This is a genomic window from Actinosynnema sp. NPDC020468, from assembly GCF_040642015.1.
Classification (GTDB): domain Bacteria; phylum Actinomycetota; class Actinomycetes; order Mycobacteriales; family Pseudonocardiaceae; genus Actinosynnema.
Genome location: NZ_JBFAEO010000009.1, coordinates 23,023 through 43,882, shown reverse-complemented (window position 1 = coordinate 43,882; position 20,860 = coordinate 23,023). Strand labels below are relative to the sequence as shown.

General features: G+C 71.9%; 13 protein-coding genes. 4 read left to right on the top strand and 9 right to left on the bottom strand.

The window, feature by feature from the left end; all coding sequences use genetic code 11:
- Positions 1–38 precede the first annotated feature (38 nt).
- The 4 genes from AB0G50_RS09625 to AB0G50_RS09610 all read right to left on the bottom strand — a co-directional run bounded on the left by AB0G50_RS09625 (position 39) and on the right by AB0G50_RS09610 (position 8,364).
- Positions 39–1,643, bottom strand: coding sequence for an AMP-binding protein (locus AB0G50_RS09625; RefSeq protein WP_360104694.1), 1,605 nt, complete (start codon positions 1,641–1,643; stop codon positions 39–41).
- 20 nt (positions 1,644–1,663) lie between these two features.
- Entirely contained in the window at positions 1,664–6,412 is a 4,749-nt protein-coding gene (locus AB0G50_RS09620; RefSeq protein ID WP_360104419.1) for a salicylate synthase, read from the bottom strand.
- On the bottom strand, positions 6,409–6,639 hold the full coding sequence (locus AB0G50_RS09615; protein WP_360104416.1) for an MbtH family protein: 231 nt from the start codon (positions 6,637–6,639) through the stop codon (positions 6,409–6,411). The genes AB0G50_RS09620 and AB0G50_RS09615 overlap by 4 nt, the downstream gene beginning before the upstream one ends.
- A 792-nt stretch (positions 6,640–7,431) precedes the next feature.
- Positions 7,432–8,364, bottom strand: coding sequence for a M48 family metalloprotease (locus AB0G50_RS09610; RefSeq protein WP_360104413.1), 933 nt, complete (start codon positions 8,362–8,364; stop codon positions 7,432–7,434).
- A gap of 92 nt (positions 8,365–8,456) precedes the next feature.
- Here AB0G50_RS09610 and AB0G50_RS09605 point away from each other — a divergent pair, with 92 nt between their 5' ends.
- On the top strand, positions 8,457–8,849 hold the full coding sequence (locus AB0G50_RS09605; protein WP_360104410.1) for a BlaI/MecI/CopY family transcriptional regulator: 393 nt from the start codon (positions 8,457–8,459) through the stop codon (positions 8,847–8,849).
- 111 nt (positions 8,850–8,960) lie between these two features.
- Positions 8,961–9,644: a GntR family transcriptional regulator gene (locus AB0G50_RS09600; RefSeq protein WP_360104407.1), complete on the top strand. Its 684-nt coding sequence runs from the start codon at positions 8,961–8,963 to the stop codon at positions 9,642–9,644.
- A gap of 10 nt (positions 9,645–9,654) precedes the next feature.
- Here the strand turns inward: AB0G50_RS09600 and AB0G50_RS09595 are convergent, their stop codons facing one another.
- From AB0G50_RS09595 to AB0G50_RS09575, 5 genes are read right to left on the bottom strand one after another with little or no spacing between them, the layout of a single operon-like run.
- Complete coding sequence (locus AB0G50_RS09595) at positions 9,655–11,658, bottom strand: ABC transporter ATP-binding protein (protein ID WP_360104404.1); 2,004 nt, start codon at positions 11,656–11,658, stop codon at positions 9,655–9,657.
- A 2-nt stretch (positions 11,659–11,660) separates the two neighbouring features.
- On the bottom strand, positions 11,661–12,563 hold the full coding sequence (locus tag AB0G50_RS09590) for an ABC transporter permease (protein ID WP_360104401.1): 903 nt from the start codon (positions 12,561–12,563) through the stop codon (positions 11,661–11,663).
- Complete coding sequence (locus AB0G50_RS09585; RefSeq protein ID WP_360104398.1) at positions 12,560–13,564, bottom strand: ABC transporter permease; 1,005 nt, start codon at positions 13,562–13,564, stop codon at positions 12,560–12,562. The genes AB0G50_RS09590 and AB0G50_RS09585 overlap by 4 nt, the downstream gene beginning before the upstream one ends.
- Positions 13,565–13,571: 7 nt before the next feature.
- Positions 13,572–15,230 carry an ABC transporter substrate-binding protein gene (locus AB0G50_RS09580; protein WP_360104395.1) on the bottom strand — a complete coding sequence of 553 codons (1,659 nt, stop codon included), beginning with the start codon at positions 15,228–15,230 and terminating at the stop codon, positions 13,572–13,574.
- 43 nt (positions 15,231–15,273) lie between these two features.
- Positions 15,274–16,227, bottom strand: coding sequence for an aldo/keto reductase (locus tag AB0G50_RS09575; RefSeq protein ID WP_360104392.1), 954 nt, complete (start codon positions 16,225–16,227; stop codon positions 15,274–15,276).
- Between the two features lie 256 nt (positions 16,228–16,483).
- Here AB0G50_RS09575 and AB0G50_RS09570 point away from each other — a divergent pair, with 256 nt between their 5' ends.
- Both AB0G50_RS09570 and AB0G50_RS09565 read left to right on the top strand, forming a co-directional pair.
- The gene (locus AB0G50_RS09570; RefSeq protein ID WP_360104389.1) at positions 16,484–16,990 is read left to right on the top strand and encodes a MarR family transcriptional regulator; all 507 of its coding nucleotides are present in this window, start codon (positions 16,484–16,486) and stop codon (positions 16,988–16,990) included.
- 99 nt (positions 16,991–17,089) lie between these two features.
- A complete protein-coding gene (locus AB0G50_RS09565) occupies positions 17,090–20,848 on the top strand; it encodes a hypothetical protein (RefSeq protein ID WP_360104386.1) in 3,759 nt (1,252 codons plus the stop codon).
- Positions 20,849–20,860: the final 12 nt, after the last annotated feature.

The window sequence follows — 20,860 nt, the reverse complement described above, 5'->3', positions numbered from 1 at the left end:
GCCTCTCGGTTGTGCCTGGTGGTTCTGGGGGGGGTGGTTCAGTCGCCGGACAGGCGGTCGACCAGCTCGCGCTTGCTGATCTTCCCGACGGCGGTCAGCGGGAAGGCGTCCACGACGACGAGGCGGTCCGGCAGCTTGAACCGGGCGACGCCGAGCGCCGTCAGGTGGGCCTTGAGGGCCTTGAGCTTCGGCGGACCCTGCTCACCCGCGACGACCACCGCGCACACCAGCTCGCCGAGCAGCTCGTCCGGCAGGCCGATCACCGCCGCCTGCGCCACGTCCGGGTGCGCGAGGATCAGGTCCTCCAGCTCGGTCGCCGGCACCTTCTCGCCGCCCCGGTTGACCACGTCCTTGATCCGGCCCTCGACCACCAGGTGGCCGCTCGGCAGCGCCCGCACCAGGTCTCCGGTGCGGAAGAAGCCGTCGGGGGTGAACACTCCCGCGTTGTACGGGCCGGCCCGGAAGTAGCCGCGCGGCGTGTAAGGACCGCGGGTGAGCAGCTCGCCGACGACGCCGGGTTCGACGTCGTGACCGTCCTCGTCCACCACCCGGATCTCGTCGTCCGGGCTCAGCGGACGACCCTGGGTGCCGACGACGAGCTCCTCCGGGTCGTCGTCGCGGGTGTAGTTCAGCAGCCCCTCGGCCATGCCGAACACCTGCTGCGCCCGGCAGCCCAGTGCCCGCGGGATCGCCCGCGCCAAGTCGGCGTCCATCTTGGACCCGCCGACCTGGAGCAATCGCAGGCTGGACCGGTCGTTCCGCGACCACGGCGCCGCGTCCACCCACATCCGCGCCATCGGCGGCACGAGCGCGGTCACCGTGATCCGCTCCCGCTCGACCAGCTCGAAGGCGACGTCGGGACTGGGGGCGGGCGCCAGCACGGCCGTGCCGCCGACACCCAGGACACCCAGCACACCGGGGCACGCCAACGGGAAGTTGTGCGCGACGGGCAGGCTGACCAGGTAGCGGTCGTCGGCGGTCAGTCCGCACACCTCGGCGCTGGCCCGCGCGTTGTAGGCGTAGTCGTCGTGCGTGCGGGTGATCAACTTCGGTCGACCCGTGGTGCCGCCGGAGATCAGCAGCACGGCGACGTCCTCGGGACGCACCGGCGGCAGGTCGGCGAGCGTCGCCGGGTCGCCCACCACGTCGTCGAACGCGACGAACGGCCCGGGGTCGCCGACGACCAGCACGTGCCCGGCGACCGACGGGAGGTCGGCGGCCAGCGCGCGGTGGTCGAAACCCTGGTGGACGTCCGCGATCACGTACCCGACGGCGCCCGACAACTCGACCAGGTGGGTGATCTCGGTGCGCCGGTGCGCGGGCAGCGCCAGCACGGGCACCGCGCCGACCCGGGCGAGGGCGAACAGCAGCACGACGAACTCGGCGACGTTCGGCAGCTGCACCACCAGCCGGTCGTCACGCCCGACGCCCCGCGCCAGCAGCCCGGCCGCGACCCGGTCCGCCCACCGGTCCAGCTCGCGGTAGGTCACCCGCCGACCACCGTCGACCACCGCGACCGAGTCGCCGAACCGCCCGGCCCACTCGGCGAGCAGACCGCCCAGCGTGACACCGCGCCAGTACCCGGCCTCCCGGTACCGCGCCGCGAACTCCGCCGGCCACCCGACCGCGCCGTCCAGCCTCATCCCGTCCCCCGACCTCGCGCTCACTCCGACTCCCCGCGGGTTTCGGCCAGCACGTCGGCATCGCTCATGGACTCGATCTCCCACACCAGTTCCGCGACCGCCTCCAACCGGCCCGGCCGGTCCTGGGTGCGGGCGAGCTCCGCGGCGAGGCCCGCCACCGTGGGCGCGGCGAACAGCGAGCGCACCGACACCGCGCGGGTGTCCAGGAGGTCGCGCAGCCGGGACACGATCGCGGTCGCGACCACCGAGTCGCCGCCGACGGCGAACAACTCCTCGTCCCGACCGACCCGCGCCAGGCCCAGCGCCTCGCGCCACGCCAGCGCGACCACCCGCTCCAGCGGCGTCTCCGGGTCGGCCGTGTCGTCGCGGGCCACCTCGCCGACCAGCGCGCGCACCGCCTTGCGGTCCACCTTCCCGTTGCCGCTCAACGGGATCCGGTCCAGCACCACGATCCGGTCCGGCACCATGTGCGGCGGCACCAACCCGCGCAACCGGTCCGCGACCGCGATCGGGTCCACCTCGCCCACCACACCCGCCACCAGGGACGGGCGCGGTCCGCCGACCACCACCACGACCGCCTCGCGGACGTCCGGATCGGCCTGCAACGCCGTCTCGACCTCGCCCGGCTCCACCCGGTAGCCGCGGATCTTGACCTGGTCGTCGCGCCGGCCGAGGAACTCGAGCGTGCCGTCGTCGTGGTACCGCGCCACGTCCCCCGTGCGGTACCAGCGCAACCCGGCGTGCGTGACGAACCGGTCGGCGGTGCGCTCGGGGTCGCCGCGGTAGCCGTGCGCGACGCCGTCACCGCCGATCCACAGCTCGCCGGGCACCCAGTCCGGGCAGTCCCGACCCACCGCGTCGACCACCCGGCAGCGCACCCCGCGCAGCGGCGTCCCGTACGGAACACCGTGCCAGTGCGCCGGAACGGGCCCGGTCACCTCGCACACCGTCGAGTGGATCGCGGTTTCCGTGGTGCCGCCCAACCCGACGAACCGGCACCCGGGCACCGCCCGCGCGAGCCGACCCGGCAGGTCGACGCCGACCCGGTCGCCGCCCAGCAGCACCACGCGCAGCGACGAGCCCAGCGGCACCCCGGACGCGAGCAGCATGTCCAGCAGCGCCGGCACGCAGTTGAGCACCGTGACACCGCGCGTCGCGACGAGCTCCGCCCAGGACGCCGCGTCCCGCCGGTCCTGCCGCACGGTCACCACCGCGCCGCCCACCGACAGCGGCGCGAACAGGTCGAACACCGAGAGGTCGAAGTCCAGCGCGGACAACGCGAGCGTCCGGTCCGCGGGCCCCAGCCCGAACCGCTCGACCAGGTCGTCGATCGTCGCCATGGCCGCGCGGTGCGGCACCTCGACGCCCTTCGGCTCGCCGGTGGACCCGGAGGTGAACAGCACGTAGGCGAGCTGCTCCTCGTCCACCTCGACCGGGGCCGACAACGGTGGCGCGCCCAGGGATTCGGCGAGCGTCGCGGTGTCGAGCAGCACCCGGTACCCGGCCAGTGCCGCGATCCGCCGCGCCCTGGCCTCCGGCTGCTCGACGCCGACCGGCACGTACACGCCGCCCGCCGCCAGCACGCCGAGCACCGCGACGACCTGGTCCGGCCCCTTGGGCAACGTCACGCCGACGGTGTCGCCCGGCCGGACCCCGCGGGCCACCAGCGCGGCCGCGACCCGCAGCGCGCGGTCGGCCAGGTCGCCGTAGGACAGGGTCTCCGCGTCGAGCACCGCGGGCGCGTCCGGCGTCCGGGCGGCCTCGGCGAAGAAACCCCCGTGCAGCAACCGACCCGAGCGCGGGCCGTCGGTCGCGTTCACCCGCTCCCGGCGTTCGCGCTGCGCGGCGGGCAGCAGGTCGGGCACCGGCGAGGTCCACGCGTCCGCGTCGGTCGCGAGCGCGTGCACCAGGTCGGCGAACGCGGCGAACATCGCGTCCACGACGCCGGCCGCGAACTCCTCGTCCCGGGAGTCCCAGTTGACCAGCAGTCCGCCGTCCAGCTCGGTCACCTGCGCGTCGAGCAGCACCTGCGGACCCTGCGAGATGATCCACACCGCGTCGCCGAAGTGCCGGCGGACACCCGCGTCGAACAGCTCGCCCAGGCTCAGCGCGCTGGTGAACACCACCGGCGCCAGCACCTGCTCGCCCCGTGCCCGGGTGAGGTCCCGCAGCACCTCCACCCCGGTGTGGTCGGCGTGCGCGGCGTCGGCGTGCATCCGGGACTGGGTCCGTCGGGCCCGGTCCACGAACGACGCGGGCCGGGACAGGTCGACCTCCAGCAGCACCGACCCGGTGAAGTCGCCGACCACGTCGCCGACCTCGGGGTGCACCGGCTCGCGGTCGAAGAGCGGGACGTTGAGCAGGAACCGCGGCTCGGCGCTCCAGTGCCCGACGGTTTCGGCGAACGCCGTGGCCACGGCCATCGCGGGCGTGATCCCGTGCGCCCGCGCCTTCTCCGCGAGCAGCGACCGCTCGGCCGGCGACAACGTGGTCGCCCGGCGGGCGACCCGGGGCGTGCTCGACACCGGCGCGCCGAGCGCGGCGGGCAGGTCCGGCGCGCCGGGCAGGTCGGGCAGCCGCGAGCGCCACCACTCCGCGGCCTCGCGGGCCGCCTCGGCGCGGGCGGCGGGTCGGGCCGCGCGGTACTGCCGGTAGGTGTAGCCGGGCGCGGGGCGCTGCTCGTCGGGGTGCTCGTAGAAGCGGGCCAGGTCGGCGAGCAGGACCCGGTAGCTGACGGCGTCCGCCGCCACCATGTCCACGTCCAGGTGCAGCCGGGTGCGCCCCTCGGGGAGCAGGGTCAGCTCGGTGGCGAACACCTCGCCCGCCTCGATGTCCAGCACCCGGTGGGAGTTCGCGTCCCGGATCGCGGCCAGCCGGGCCGTCCGCTCCTCCTCGGGCACCGCGCGCAGGTCGTGCACGACCAGGCCGCGCCACCCCGAGGTCTCGGCGATCCGCTGCCGCCCGTTGTCGGTCACGACCACGCGCAGCATCGCGTGCCGCTCGACCAACCGGCCGATCGCCACCCGCAACCGCTCCGGGTCCACGTCCGCGCCGTCGAACTCCGAGTACAGGTGCGCCGCCACCCCGCCGAGCCGGTGGCCCGCGGTCCGGCCGAACCAGTACGCGTGCTGGAGCACGGCGAGACCGAACGTGTCGTGCTCGTCGGCGGGCTCGTGCTCGTCCTCGACCGCCGGCGCGGGCGGCTCGGTCGACCGGCGCTCGGCCAGCAGCTTCGACCAGCCGTCCAGCGTCGGGTTTCCGGCCAGCTCGGCGAAGTTCACCTCGATGCCCGCCCGGCGCCAGGTGCCGACGAGCTTCATCAGCGCGATGGACTCCAGGCCGAGCTCGAACAGGTTGGCCTGCGCGTCGATCGACGCCGGCTCCTCCTCGGTCAGCTCGGCCGCGAGGTCGCGCAACCCGGCCTCGGTCAGGTCCGGACCGTCCGAAGTGGACACACCGGCGGGCACCAGGAAGCCGGAGATGCTGCGCAGCTTCTCGCGCGTCTCCTCCAGCTCCCGCTCCGGGGTGGACAGGCCGACGATGCCCGCGCCCGCGCGCAGCCAGGTCCGGCCGTGCTCGGTGAACACGGTGCGCAGCACCAAGGCCGCGTCCAACCCGCCGTCCGCGTCGAGCGCGAGCACCGCGCCGCTGTACAGGCCGCGCGGCTCCTCGTGGCCCGCGATCAGCTCGAACGCCTCGGGCTTGGGGATGCCGGACGCGGTGATCGCCGGGAACAGCGCGGCGAACGCGTGCCAGGGACCCTTGCCCTCGGCGAGCGTCCCGCTCACCCGCGAGGCGAGGTGCTGGACGCTGCCGCGCTCCTTGATCGTCATGAACTCGTCCACGCCGACCGAACCCGGCCGGCACAGCGACCAGAGCTCGTCCTGGGCCAGCCGCACCGAGATCGCGTGCTCGAAGACCTCCTTGGGGTCGCCGAGCAGCTCGACCCGGCCCGCGAGGTCGTTCGCCGGGTCGCCGAGCAGGCTCCGGGTGCCGGCCAGCGGCTGGGTGGAGACCCGGCCGTCGGCGGACACCTCGACCACCGTCTCGGGGCTGAACCCGGTGGCGCGCAAGCCACCCAGGTCCAGCAGGAACGACCGCGCCGGGGTGTTGCCGCGCCGGCCCACCACGTAGGTGGCGACCAGGTCGACCTCCAGCGGCACCGGCACGACCCGCGACAGGATGACCTTCTGGAGCTTCTCCGCCCGGATGTCGGCGACCGCGGCCGCGACGATCTCCCGGTAGCGCGGGTCGTCCGCGGCCGCCAGGTCGACGCCGGTCTGCGGCGCGCCCCACGGCCCGGCCGGACCGTCCAGCACGTCGCGCAGCCGGTCGAGCGCGCGGTCGTCGGGCGCGACGAGTTCGGCGGCGCCGTCGGCGAACAGGACCTCCTCGGCCGGCACCACGAGGTGCAGCAACGTCCCGTCGCCCGCCGCCTCGGGCACGCCGTGCAGCAGGTGCGCCAGTTCGAAGGCGGCCCAGCCGTACGCGCGCCGCCACGGCACGGGCAGTTCGGCGAGCAGGGTGGACAGCTGCGCGGGCAGGTCGTCGGCCGGCGGCACCACCCGCGCGACACCGCCGTGCGCCACGGTGATCCCGTGCCGGGTCAGGCGCAGTTCGGCGACCACGCCGGAGGCGAAGGTCCAACAGCCGTCGCGTTCGTAGACCACGTACGGGCCGTCGGCACGGCGGGCGAGCGCGGCCGCGGCGGTCAGCGGATCGGCGACGGTTCCGGTGTGGGCGCGGGAACGCCAGTCGTGGACGGTCATCGCGACTCGGCCCCGGTCGCGGTCGTCGCGGAGATCAGGCTCGTGGGCCGCAGATCGGTCCACCGGCTCCCGATGTGGTCCAGGCAGGCCTGCCGGCTCGCGTTCGCGAGGGTGACCGCCCACCCCGACGGCACCTCGGCGAACACGGGCCACAGCGAGTACTGGCCCTCGTCGTTGACCAGGGCGTGGAACTCGCCGTTCTCGTCGTCGAAGGGGTTGCCGGACATCAGCGCAGAACCTCCAGGGAAGGCCGGTGGGCACGCTCGACCGACCGACCACCGCGGGGTGGCCGGTCGAGGGACTGAGGGGAGTCGGGCTATCCGGCGGTCGCCGGTGTCGCCGCACCGCGGACGGGGTCGCCAAGGGTCGACGTGTGCTCACACATCGTGACAGCCTCCGCCGGTTAGGTTAGGCTAAATTTGCTTCTACTAGACTGTAGAAGAGACCTCGGCGCTGTCAAGGGGTGCGATGATCGACACACCCGCGCCCCCGCCGGAAGTACCGCAACCGCAAGGAAAACGCAGGCCGCCCGGCGTGCGGGCGGGCTGATCGGGCTCTCCGGGACGATCACTCGCCGCAGCACCGAACGCGGCCGTTCAGGTGACGGGCCGCGCACGGCACACGGCGCGAACGGTCCGCTGGACACCGTCGGCCGGACGAGGAAGCGCGCGCGGGCCCGCCGCGGAACCGGCGCCACCCCGGGCAACGCCTACCGGGCAACGGAATGCGCGCGGGCCTGGTGCGGAACCGGCCACCGCCCCGGACAACGGCCACCCGGCAAAGAACCGTGGTCGGCGTGCCGCGGAACCGGCGCGCCGACCACGACAACGCCCGTCGGGCAACAGGTGCGGGCGGCCGTGGTCGTGGCGCGCGAGGGAAGCCGGGACTGCTCCGGCCGGCCGGCCGCACACCGGGCGCTTCGCGAGCTGGGGGGCGCGAGGACGTGCCAGGGCTGCTCCGGCTCGCCTGCCCGGTGATCGCCGGACGCGGTGCGGAGCCGCGCGTCGAGCTGCGGTCGGCTAGCGGATCGACGCGAGGGCGAGCAGTTCGTGGAGGTCGTAGACGCATTCGAACGTCCACACCACGGTGCCGATCGCGAGCAGCACCGGCAGGACCGCCGTCCAGCGCCGGCGTTCGCGCGGGACCATCAGCGCCGACACCCGCCGCGGCACGACGCCGGGCGCGGCGCCCAGCGCGGCGGGCAGGCCGTGGGAGCGGGCCACTCCCCCGGAGCGGGCGGCGGCCAGGGCCGCGAAGCCGATGGCACGGGCGACGTGCCTGCGGTCGCCCAACTCCACCGCGGCGGCCTCGTCGGCGGCGCGCTCGACCAGGTACGCGACCTTGCGCGCCACCGGCCACAGCACGGGGTGCGCGGTCGCGGCCACCCGGGTGAGCCACACCAGGGTGTGGTGGTCGCCCGCGAGGTGCGCGCGCTCGTGCGCGATCACGGCGACGCGCTGCCGCTCGTCCAGGATGTCCAGGATCCCCGTGGTGAGCACGATCCGACCGGGCCGACCCCGGGTGCCGGGCAGCGCGAACGCCTCGACCCGCTCGTCGGCCACCGTCACCACGTCACCGCGCGGCTCCAGCCACTCGACCTCGGCCCGGGCCGCGCGCAGCACCCGCCGCCGGCGCCACCACTGCGCACCCACCGCGATCGCGACGGCGCACGCCCACACCAGGGACAACCCCGGCACCCACGGCACGTGCGCGGTGTCCGCGACGACGACGTCGGCCGACCAGTCGCCCACCGCCGCGACGGCCGGGATCTGCGCCAGCGCCTTGAGCCCGAACACCACCAGGTTCACCGTGCTCGCCAGCGCCGCGACCACCGCGGACCACGCGAACACCCGCGGCGCGAGGTCGGGGCGCAGGCGGTCGGCTGAGAGCCAGGTGCCGAGCAGCACCAGCAACGGGGTGGCCACCACGGACCAGGCGAAGTGGTCGAACACGCCGGACTCCCCTCCAGGTGCGTCAGCGCTCCAGTCTCCCACGGCCCACCGGTGGGCCGGTCGCATCGGGCACCGATAGGTACCATCTGGCCGTGACCAGGGAGAAGGACGCGGGAGACCAGCCGGCCAGACGGCTGCCCGGCGCGCTGGCCGCCGAGGTGCTCGGGGTGCTCGGCGACGCGGGCGAGGCGCTGACGCCGGCCGAGGTGCGCGACCGGCTCGACCCGTCGGGCACCCTCTCCTACAGCACGGTCGTCACCACGCTCACCCGGCTCTACGAGAAAAGGCTCGCGACCAGGACCCGCGACGGCCGCGCCTACCGGTACTCCGCGACCGCCGACCCGTCCGCGCTCACCGCGTGGCGGATGGGCAGGCTGCTGGAGAGCGAGCCGGACCGCGCGTCCGTGCTGACCAGGTTCGTCGGCGCGCTGGACGAGGACGACGAGCGGATCCTGCGCGACCTCCTCGGCCGACTGGACGACTGACCACCGACCGGCCACCGCTTGACAGCCCGCCGCCGCGACCTTCTACAGTCGTGTAGAAAGAAACTCGGCCGCACGGTGCGGTCCCGCGAGCGCGAAGGACATCCGGACCACATGCCGCCGAGACGGGCGGGCTTCGAAGAGGCCGCCGAGTGGATCACCCGGCGGATCGAGAGCGGCGAGTGGCCGCTGAACTCCCGCATCCCGAACCAGGACGAGCTGGCCGAGCTGATGGGCGTGAGCCACACCGTGGTGCGGCAGGCCATCGGGATGCTGGCCGGCAACGGGATGGTGGAGAGCGCACGCGGTCGCGGCACGTTCGTCCGCGCCCGCAGCGCGGTCAGCACCGTGCTGAGCGACCACCTGCGCGACCAGCCCGTCGCGCACACCCTCGACCTGCGCCGCGCCCTGGAGTCCGAGGCCGCCGGCCTGGCCGCCGCCCACCGGTCCGAGGAGCACCTGGCGATCCTGCGCGCCGCGCTCACCGCGCCGAGGCAGCCGTGCTGGACCGCGACCTACCGGAACGCCAGCGGCCGCACCGAGGTCACCCCGGACGTCTTCCACACCACCGTCTTCGCCGCCGCGCGCAACCCGGTGCTGACCGAGTTGCACCGGTGCGCGATCGCCGCGTTGCGCTACGCGAACCTGGACCCCCAGCCCGGCGAGCGCCGCGACGCCGAGCACGCCCGGATCTACGAGGCGATCGAGCACGGCGACGTCCGCGGCGCGCAACTGGCCGCCGCGGACCACGCCGACCGGGACACGCCCGTGCCGCCGGCCGACGCGCCCGCGAGCTGAACCACGGGCGTCACTCCACCCAGTGGCACGCCACCCGGTGGCCGGGCCGGACCTCCCGCACCGCCGGAACCTCGGTGGCGCAGCGGGAATCCCGGCGGACCGGGCAGCGGGTGTGGAACGGGCAGCCGGGCGGCGGCGAGGTCGGGCTCGGCAGGTCGCCGGACAGGATGACGCGCTCCCGCCGGTTCTCCGCCTCCGGGTCCGGCACCGGCACGGCCGACATCAGGGACCGGGTGTAGGGGTGCAGCGGCTGTTCGTACAGCGCGGTCGAGGAGGCCTCCTCCACCAGCCGGCCCAGGTACATCACGCCGACCGTGTCGCTCAGGTGCCGCACCACGGCCAGGTCGTGCGCGATCACCAGCGTGGTCAGCTCCAGCGACTGCTTGACGTCCTCCAGCAGGTTCACGATCTGCGCCTGCACCGACACGTCCAGCGCGGACACCGGCTCGTCCGCGATCACCAGGTCCGGCTCCAGGATGATCGCCCGCGCGATGCCCACCCGCTGCCGCTGACCACCGGAGAACTCGTGCGGGTACCGGTGCTGGGCCGAGCGCGGCAGACCGACCCGGTCCAGGGCGAGCTCCACCCGGTCGTGCCACCCCGCCCGTCCGCCCGGAACCCGGTGCGCGCGCAGGGGTTGCTCGAGGATGGCGCCCACGGTCTGGCGGGCGTTCAGGCTCGCCATCGGGTCCTGGAACACCATCTGCATCCGCCGGCGCAACGGCCGCAGCGCGCCCTCGCCGAGCGCGGCCAGGTCCGTGCCGTCGAACAGCACCCGCCCGCCCGCCACCGGCTCCAGCCGCAGCACCGCGCGACCGAGGCTCGACTTGCCGCACCCCGACTCGCCGACCAGGCCGTAGGTCCGGCCGCGCGGCAGGTCGAGCGTGACGCCGTCGACCGCGTGCACGTACTCCCTGGGGCGGTTGGTGATCGCGGTACGCCGGCCGGGGTAGCGCACCCGCAGGTCCTCGATCCGGACCAGCGGTTCCACCGGCACGGCCGCGGCCGGCACCGGAGCGTCCTTGGTGGACACCACGGGGCGGTCGCCGGGGTGCGCGCAGCGGTGCGCGTGCCCGGCGCCGACCAACGGCAGGTCCGGCACCAGGCACGCGGCGTCGACGGCGGCGCAGCGGGAGGCGAACGCGCAGCCCTCGTCCCACGGCAGCCGGTCGAACGGCGAGCCCGCGATCGGGGTCAACCTGGCGCCGCGCGGCGTGTCCAGGGTCGGGATCGACGCGAGCAGGCCGCGGGTGTACCGGTGCCGCGGCCGGCGGAACAGCTCGAGCGTGGGCGCGGTCTCCACGATCCGACCGCCGTACATCACGTCGACCCGGTCGGCCAGCCCGGCGACCACGCCCAGGTCGTGGGTGATCATCAACAGCGCCGCGCCGTGCCCGCGCGCCAAGCGCGCCAACAGGTCCAGCACCTGCGCCTGCACCGTGACGTCGAGCGCGGTGGTCGGCTCGTCGGCGATGAGCAGCTTCGGCTCGCACGCCAGCGCGATCGCGATCATCACCCGCTGCCGCATGCCGCCGGAGAGCTGGTGCGGGTACTGGCGCAACCGGCGCGCCGGGTCCGGGATGCCGACCTCGCCCAGCAGGTCGGCGGCCCTGGCCCGGGCGGCGGACCGGCTCAGGTCGGTGTGCCGGCGCAGCACCTCGGTGAGCTGGACCCCGATGCGCACCACGGGGTTGAGCGACGTCATCGGGTCCTGGAAGACCATGGCGACGTCCTTGCCGCGCCGGGCGTCGAGTTCCCGCCCGGTCAGCTCGACGCCGTCGAACCGCACACTGCCCGAGACGGTCGCGGTGCGCGGCAGCAGGCCCAGCACGGCGAGCGCGGTCGCGGACTTGCCGCAGCCGGACTCGCCGACCAGGGCGACGACCTCGCCCGCGCCGACCTGGAAGCCGACACCGTCGACCGCGGCGGGTCCGGTCGGCGAGAACCGCACCCGGAGGTCGGCGACCTCCAACAGCGGAGGGGATTCCGGTTGGCGCGCAAGGGAGTTCGGCACGGTCACCTCGTGGTGTTCTTCGGGTCGAGGACTTCGCGGAGCGCCTCGCCGATCAGGGTGAACCCCAGCGCGGTGACGGCGATGCAGACGCCGGGCAACAGCGCCAGGTGCGGCGCGGTCTCCAGGCGGGCCTGAGCTTTCACGAGCATCCGGCCCCACTCGGCGACGGTCGGGTCCGCCTGGCCGAGACCGAGGAACGACAGCGCGGCGACCTCGATCGTCGCGGTGGCCAGCACGAGCGTCGCCTGCACGATCACCGGCCCGACCGAGTTCGGCAGCATCTCGCCGAGCACGATCCGACCGCGCGAGAGCCCGAGCGAGCGCGCCGCCACCACGTAGTCCCGGTTGCGCTGGGCGAGCATGGACCCGCGCAGCAGCCGCGCGAACACCGGCACCTGCGCCGCCGCGATCGCGATCATGACGGCGAGCGGGCTGCGCCCCATCACCGCCGCCACGCTGACCGCGAGCAGCAGCGCGGGGATCGACAGCATCACGTCGGTCAGCCGCATCGCCGCGGTGTCCACCCACCCGCCGAGCCCGCCGGCGAGCAGCCCGAGCGCGGACCCGACCGCCAGGCCGAGCGCGGTCGCGGTGACGCCGATGGTCAACGACTGCCGGGCGCCGTGCACGAGTTGGGTGAGCAGGTCCGACCCGAAGCTGTCCAACCCGAGCAGGTGACCGGGACCGGGACCGGGCACCGACGACGGCGTGATCAGCCCGGCCCACTCCGCGCTGCCCGGCTGGTACGGGGTCAACAGCGGCGCGAACACGGCCACCAGCACGAACAGCAGCACGATCGCCGCTCCGACCAGCGCGGCGGGCCGCCGCACCAGTCGGCGCGCCACCGGCCGCCACGAGCCGCCCACCCGCACGGTCACGGGCGGCGGCGCCGCGGGTGCGCTCACGACAGCCTCGCTCTCGGGTCGATGATCGAGTACGAGACGTCGACCAGCAGGTTGACCACCGCGTAGATCACCGCGATGAACAGGATGAAGCCCTGGAGCACCGGGTAGTCCAGGTGGTTGATGGCGGTGAACAGGAACTCGCCCACCCCGTTCAGCGCGAACACCGTCTCGGTCAGCACCGCGCCCGCGAGCAGCGCGCCCGCCTGCAACCCGATGGTGGTCGACACCGGCAGCATCGCGTTGCGCAGCACGTGCCGACGCCGGATCACGTTGCGCGCCAAGCCTTTCGCCCGCGCGGTGCGGACGAAGTCCTCGTCGAGCACCTCCAGCACCGATGCCCGGGTGATCCGCACGATGATCGCCAACGGGATCGCGCCCAGCGCCAGCGCCGGCAGCACGAGGTGGAGCGCGGCGTCCCACGCCGCGTCCCACTCCCCCGTCAGCACCCCGTCGAGCACGAACAGCCCGGTCGGGTGCGTCGCGTCCAACCGCACGTCCTGCCGGCCCGCGCTCGGCAGCCAGCCGAGCCGGATCGCGAACACCCACTTCAGCAGGTACGCCAGGAAGAACACCGGCACGACCACGCCCATCAGGGACGCGCCGACCGACAGGTGGTCGAGCAGCCCGTCCCGCCGCCTGGCGGCGAGGTACCCCAGCGGCACGCCGAGCACGATCGCGAGGCCGAGGCCCGCGATCGCCAGCTCGACGGTCGCCGGGAACCGCTCCAGGAACCCGGCCGTCACGTCCTGGCCGGTGCGGATCGACGCGCCGAAGTCACCGCGCGCGATCCGGCCGAGGAACAACAGGTACTGCTCCGGCACGGGCTTGTCGAACCCGTAGATCCGGTTGACCCGGTCGATGCCCTCCTGGGTGGCCCGCTCGCCGAGCAGCGCGCGGGCCGGGTCGCCGGGCAGCAGCCGCACCCAGAAGAACAGCAGGACGCTCAGGCCGAACAGCACCGGCACGACCAGCGCCAGCCGGCGGGCGATGAACGCGATCATGGTGTCCTCAGCCCTCGATCTGGACGGTGTTCCACACCTCGGCGGCCAACGGGCTGGTCACGTAACCCGACACCTTCGGCGCGACCGCGAGCGACGGCACCGGGTGGGCGACCGGGATGCCCGGCAGCAACGTCATCAGGTCCCGGCTGACCTTGGCGTACAGCGCGCCCTGCTCGGTCACGTTGCGCGCGCCGCGCGCGGCGGCCACCGACGCGAACATGGCCTGGTCCTCGAAACCCCACTCCACGGTCTTGCGGCCGAAGAAGATGCCGAGGAAGGTGTCCGCGCTGTTCATGATCCCGGTGCCGCCCAACAGGTACAGCCCGTGCGCGGGATCGGACTTGATCCGCTGGAGGTACTCCGGGCTCCACTTCTCCGGCACGCCCTCGACCTTGAGCCCCACCGCCTCCAGCTGGGAGCGGATCGCCACGAACGTGTCCTCCGGGCTCGGCATGTACGGCCGGGAGATGCCCGTCGGGTAGTTGAACGTGATCGTCTTCCCGGTCGCGCCCGCTTCCGCGAGCAGCGCCTTGGCCTTGGCCGGGTCGTGGTCGTAGGTCGGCACGCCGTCGGCCGCGAAGCCGTTGACGGCGGGCGGGATGAACTGGTTAGCGACCTTGGTGCCCGGCGGCAGCGTCTGGGTCGCGATGGCCTGCTTGTCCAGCGCGTACGCGATCGCCTGGCGCACCTTGAGGTCCGCCAGCAGCGGGTCGGCCTGGTTCATGCCGAGGTAGAGCACGTTGAACGGCTCCCGCGGCAGCACCTGGAACTTCGCGTCCGAGAGCTTCTGCACGTCACCCGGCGCGACCAGGTCGTAGCCGTCGACCTCGCCGCTCTGCAACGCCTGGAGCCGCGCGGTGCCGTCCGGGATGATCCGCAGGATCACCTTGTCCACCTTGGGTTTGTCACCCCAGTAGGACGGGTTGGCCTTGAGCGTGACCCGCTGGCCCTTCTCCCACGACTCGAACACGAACGGACCGGTGCCGGTCGGGTGCGCGGTCGAGTACTCGTTTCGCCGCACGTCGCCGCCCTGGCCCGGCTCGTCCGCCTTGTACTGCTTGAGGGCGGTCGGGCTCTGCATGGCGAACGACGAGATGGCCAGCGCCGGGATGAAACTGCCGTAGGAGCGGGTCAGCGTGATCGTGACCGCGTCCTGGCCGGGCGCGCAGCCCTGGTAGATCCCGTTGGTCAACGACGGGTTGTCGCTGGTCTTGAAGCCCGCGAACACCAGCTGGTACAGGTTGCTGATGTTCTCGGCCTGGAGCGGGCCGGTCCAGTTGTGCCAGCGCTCGAAGTTGAAGCACACCGCGGCCGCGTCGAACGGCGTGCCGTCGGAGAACTGCACTCCCTTGCGCAGCTGGAAGGTGTAGCTGCGGCCGTCGTCGCTCTGGGTCCACGAGGTGGCCAGTCCGGGCGCGGGCTCGGCGGTGCCGGGCTTGACCGACACCAGCCCCTCGAAGATCTGGTTCGCGACGCGGGTGCTCTCGCCGTCGCTGATGAACGCCGGGTCCAGCGCGACCGGGTCGGACGCGGCGGCGAACACGAACGTGCCGCCGGTCGCGCCGGTCGCGGTCTTGCCGCGCTCGCTGGAACAGGACGTGACCGCCAGCGCGACGGCGACGGTCGCGACCGCCAGTCTTCGCGCGCGGGTGGTGGTTGGGCTCACGGGTCGTGCCTCTCTGCGGAAGTGGTCCCCCTCGCGGACTCGGTCAGCTGACGGCGGGCTGCCCGTCGAGCTGGCCCACGACCAGCTCGTCCGGGTTCTGCGGCACGTCGGCGACGGCGGCGCGGACGCCGTCCGCACCGACCTTCGCCAGCAGGTCCAGCGCGCCGAGGTTGGCCCGCAACTGCTCGACACCGCTGACGCCGACCAGCGCCGACGCGGTGCGCGGGTGGCTCAGCACGAACGCGATCGCCAGCTGCGCGGCCGTGGCCCCCAGGCCCTCGGCGCGCCGCGCGAACAGCTCGTTGACGTGCTCGGCGTGCCGGGTCATGCCCGACGGACCCAGCGGTCGCTCGCTGCGCTCGGCCCGGCGACCGGCCAGCACGCCGACCGCGAGCACGTTGGTCGGCTGGAACACCAGGTCCCAGCGCTCGACCACGGCGGCCAACTCCGGGTCCTCGGCCATCCGCCGGGCGATCGCGGAGTACGGCAGCTGCAACACGCTCGGCCGGGGCAGTCCCTCGGCGTCGGCGTAGGCGCACGCCTGGTCGACCTCGGCCGGGGTGGCGTGGTTGATGCCCCAGTACGTGGTGAGCCCGGCCTCGACCAGATCCGCCATCTCGCGGACGATCGCGGGCATGTCCACCGCGGTGCCGAAGTGGTAGGCGGTGTCGGGGTTGTAGACCACGCAGTCGGCGGCGTCCACACCGGACCGGGGCAGCGACGCGGCGAGCTGGTCGCGGAAGGACGGGCGCGGTCCGCCGTACCAGAGCTTCTGGGTGTGGAAGTAGTCCTCGCGGGCGATCCCGGCGGCGTCCCGGGCGGCGGCGAACCGGAGGTCCGTCTCGGACACCGGGTCGTCGGGGCGGGCCGAGGACGTGTAGTGGCCGACGTCGAACCAGTTGATCCCGGCGGCGCGGGCGGCCCGCAGCAGCTCCACCACGTCTTCGTGCGCCATGCGGTCGTACGTGTGGTACGAGCCGATGCTCAGCGCGGACACCTTGGGACCGTTGGTTCCCAGGGAGTGGTACCTCATCATGCGGCGGCCTCCGAGCACTCGATGTGTGTCGCCACAGGCTGCGAGTCGAGGCCCAGATTTGTCAACATGTTGACGGTCAATTTGTTGACGATCAGCGTCGGTGGTTGAATGCACCGACGCCCGCCGGCGCCACCCCGACCGCCCACCGACACGAGCTAGGTCGAGTCCATTGCCGAGTGACGAACTCCCGAACGCGCGAGCCGTGCAGGACACCACGATGTGGTCGCTGATCGACGAGGCGGTGGCCACCGTGCCCGCGCGCGTCGACGGCGTCGACCACGAGGCGATGCGGCTGTGCATGACGTTGCGCTGCGCGACGGACGTGGTGTTCTACGACCTGTACCGGACCCTGCGCCAACTCGACTCGGTCGCCGCGCCACCGCTGAAGCTCCTGCTGATCCTGTTCATGTACGGCGAGATGGAAACCCGCGACCTGACGAGGTTGGCGGGCATGAGCCGGGCGACGACGTCGGCGCTGCTGGACAAGATGTCGAGCCAGGGCCTGATCGACCGCGAGGAATCCACCCGCGACCGCCGCACGCACCACGTGACGCTGTCCGACGCGGGCCGCGCGGAGTTCGTGGCGGCGTTCACCGTCTACAACGAACGTGAGCGCTACTGGGCCGAAACCCTGACCGCGGAGGAACGCGACACCCTGGTCACCCTCCTCGGCAAACTCGTCAACGCCCGCCTGGACGACGGCAACCTCCAACGCCGCCAGTAACTCCGTCACCCCTTCGGCCGCCACCGCCCCGAAACGCCCCTCCGTGACGGGCTGATTCCCTAGGGTGTCGCCACGCCGATCCCGAGGGGTGACCGCCTGGTGAAGACGGAACTGTCGTTCGACGAGCTGTGCACGCTGCTCGAGTCGGGTTCGCCGGACAGCGAGGTGATCGCCGGCCTGGACGCGGTGTCGGGCGCGCTGATGGTGCTGTCCCCCATGGTGCTTGGCGTTCCCACGGCCTCGGTGTTCGGCCTGATCGGGGCCAAGAACGAGATCGTCAAAGCCGGCCGGAAGGTGTTCACCTGGCTCGGCGCTCGCACCGCGGACGACCCGCTCGCCCGGCACGACGTCCTCCTCACCGCGTACTGCCTGAGCTGCTACACGGCGTTCTTCGAGGCGGTCGACCGGATGGAGGTCGACATCCGGGCGGACCTGGTACCGGGCGACCGGTTGCGCCTGACCACCGAGGCCCTCGACACGATCACGACCGGGGACGCGTCGGCACTGGCCCGGCACTCGATCGCGCTGCCGCACCCCAACGACCCGGTCGAGCACAACGCGGACCAGCTCGAACAGCTCTACGCGGACCTGGCCCGCGGTCTCGGTCAGTTGATCAAGGGCCTCGCGACGTGGGACGAGGCGGACGAGACGACCCGGGACCGGATTTCCGCCTCACTGGCCGAACTCCCCGACGTGGCCAAGAAGATGTACGTGGAGCAGTACCTGGCGCTGTGCCGGAAGTTCCCCGAGTTCGCGACGTGGGCGAACCTCCAGGAGCACGCGCTCACCCGGACCGCGGTCCGCGAGGCCGTGGCCGGCGTCCACGACCTCACCGCGGACGTCCGCGCGGCGCTCGACAGCGCCGCGTCGAGCCTGGAAAGCGTCGACGTCGGTCTCGCCTCGCTGGGTACGGCGCTGGCGCGGATCGCCCGCGACGGCCTGGATGACGTGCTGGACGACCTCGGCGTGACCTACCGGGATTCCATCGAGAACCCGGTCATCACCGACACCTACGTCGGAGCCGAGGGCGTCGACCTGCGGTACCCGCGCAAGTCGGAGATCTACATCCCCCAGGCGTTCCGCACCCTCCGCTACGGGAAGCCCGGGGTGCGACTGGAGTCCGAGGAGATCTGGGGCGAGCAGGAGGCCCGAAGCGATCTCGGCCGGTACGTGCTGTCGCACCTGGCCAGTCCGTACAGCCTGGAAACGCCCCTGATCGTGCTCGGCCACCCGGGCTCGGGCAAGTCCCTGCTCACCGAACTCCTCGCGGCCCGACTCGCATCAGTCGAATACCACCCCGTCCGGGTCGAACTGCGGGACGTCAACCCCGACTCGGACATCCAGGGCCAGATCCAGGAGCAGATCCGCGCGGACACCGGGCGCGACGTCAACTGGGCGGACCTGTCGGAGCGCTGCGACCGGCCGCCGTTGGTGATCCTCGACGGGTACGACGAGTTGTTGCAGGCCACCGGCCTGGTCTTCAGCACCTACCTGCGCCAGGTGGCCGACTTCCAACGCCGCGAGCGATTGCTGGGCCGTCCGGTGCGGGTGGTCGTGACGAGCCGGGTGACGCTGATCGACAAGGCCGTGATCCCGATCGGCGCCACCGTGGTGCGCTTGGAGGAGTTCGACATCGCGAGGCAGGCGGCGTGGGTCGACATCTGGAACCGGGTCAACCAGCCGTACTTCCGGTCGTCCGGCGTGCGGCCCTTCACGCTGCCCTCGGAGGGCCGGATCCAGGAGTTGGCGAAGCAACCGCTGCTGCTGCTCATGCTGGCCCTGTACGACTCCGACGGGAACCGCCTGTCCCGGGACCCCGACATCAGGCAGACCGCGCTCTACCACAACCTGCTCATCCGGTTCATCACCCGGGAACACCACAAGGGCGAGCAGGGCAAGAGGTTCTTGGCCCTGCCCAAGTCGGAACAGCGGAAACTGATCGACACCGACCTGGACCGCCTGGGCATCGCCGCGATCGGCATGTTCAACCGGCGGGCGCTGCACATCTCCAAAGCAGACCTGAACGACGACATCGACTACTTCAAGCGCGCCTCCGGGGCCACCCCCGGCCCGGGGGCGCGATTGGGCGAGGCGGAACTGCTCGTGGGCAGCTTCTTCTTCGTGCACGAGTCCAAGTCCGGACTGCGCGGGGACGACGCCGAGATACCGGCCGCCTTCGAGTTCCTGCACAACACCTTCGGCGAGTTCCTCACTTCCGACTGGCTGCTGAAAACGGTGCTCCAGGAGACCGAAATCCCGCGGCTGATGAGAATCCAGCCGACCCTCCAGCAAAGCCTGGCCAACCGCGTCGACCTGTCCGACCGCTGGTTCGCCTCGTTGATCGCGACCCCGCTGTTCACCCGCCCGGTCGTACTGGACATGCTCCGTGAGTGGACCGCGCACCGCTTGACCGAACTCGGCCAGGACCAGGCGGACTTCACCACCGACCTGGACACGCTGGTCTACGGCCAACTCAAGCACGTCCTGGCCGACTCCACACCGCCCGCAATGCTGCTCCAAGGCGCCACCCCGTTCCCACGATCGGCGTCGTTGCACCACCTCGCCACCTATACGCTCAACCTGGTGCTGTTGCGCTGCGTACTCGGCGGCCCGTTCACCGTGGACATGGAACGGCTCGGTTCCGAGCTGACAGCCAAACCGTGGCACAGCCTCCTGGACCTGTGGCGGGCGGGCATCGGCCGTGAAGGCCTGCAAGGCTTGAGCGCCATCCTCCAATCCACGGTGGAAAACGGTCTACAACTCACCGCCCGGGAGACGTTCACCGCACCCGCAGCCGAGAGCCAACTGTGGGAGCTCTACGAGCTGGCCAAGGCCACCGGCGACGAGCAGTTGATCGCGCTGTCAGGGTGGGCAATCCAAGACGCCCACCCAGGTTTTCCACCGCCTCCAGACCTGAGGGAGTTGGCCAATCTCCCCTCGATCGCCGGCTCCGCGTTCCACAACGAGATCCGCGCTCGTGCCATATTGCGCGAGCGAGCCGCCCATGGTGCTTACCACCCCCTGCCGCATTGGCTTGATACAGTAAAAGAGACCAGCAGCATAGCACTGCTCAGGCTCGTCAATCACAGCCCCGAAATCGACTACCACACTGAACAGTATTCCACAGTCCAGGAGCTCAATGCGGAATTCTTTTCCATGGACATGGAGGCATACAAAAGAAACTTGAGCATCACAGTTTCGGAAGGTGGAATTGATTTACTTATACTACACCGTTCCCGCGTGGCCGCAAATTACATTCTACTCGAGCGCCACCCGAGATTCCAATCCAATAGGCTGGTAACCTCCCGCGCGGCTAGGCTGGCATCCGGCCAAACCGCCGCCGTATCGAATGAAGTTCTGTACGAGCTGATCGCCAGTGAAATGGCGCCAAGCACTCTGAGGAAATTCCTGCTAGGCGAGGGGGTAGACGTCCGAACCCTCGCCGAAAGGCCACTGGACACGATATGTGAACTTTTGCGCGTATCCGAACACGAAGGAACTCTCGACTGGATCGAAGCCGCTGTCGAAGAATTGATGGACGGCCCACTGCTTAAGACCTTTGGAGCATTGAGGTTTCTCATTCTGGCACGACACGCACTTAAACACTTCACGGCGGACATCGATCACTTCGACCTCGCGTCGCTGACCGCTCGAGCGATCACGCTCGAAGGACCGAGAATGCAGCGGGCCAAGACGGAAGAGTTGATCAAGATGTTGGCAGTCTGGCTGGCTGTGAATCCTGTCGAAGTCGACATTTCCGATCTCACCGCAATTGCCATCAGGATGGCAGAAGACCTCGGCGATGAGCTGTCCGTGGCCGCCGCCAAGGATCTCCAGGTGCTGAAAGGGCGGAGTTGACCCGAACTTAGA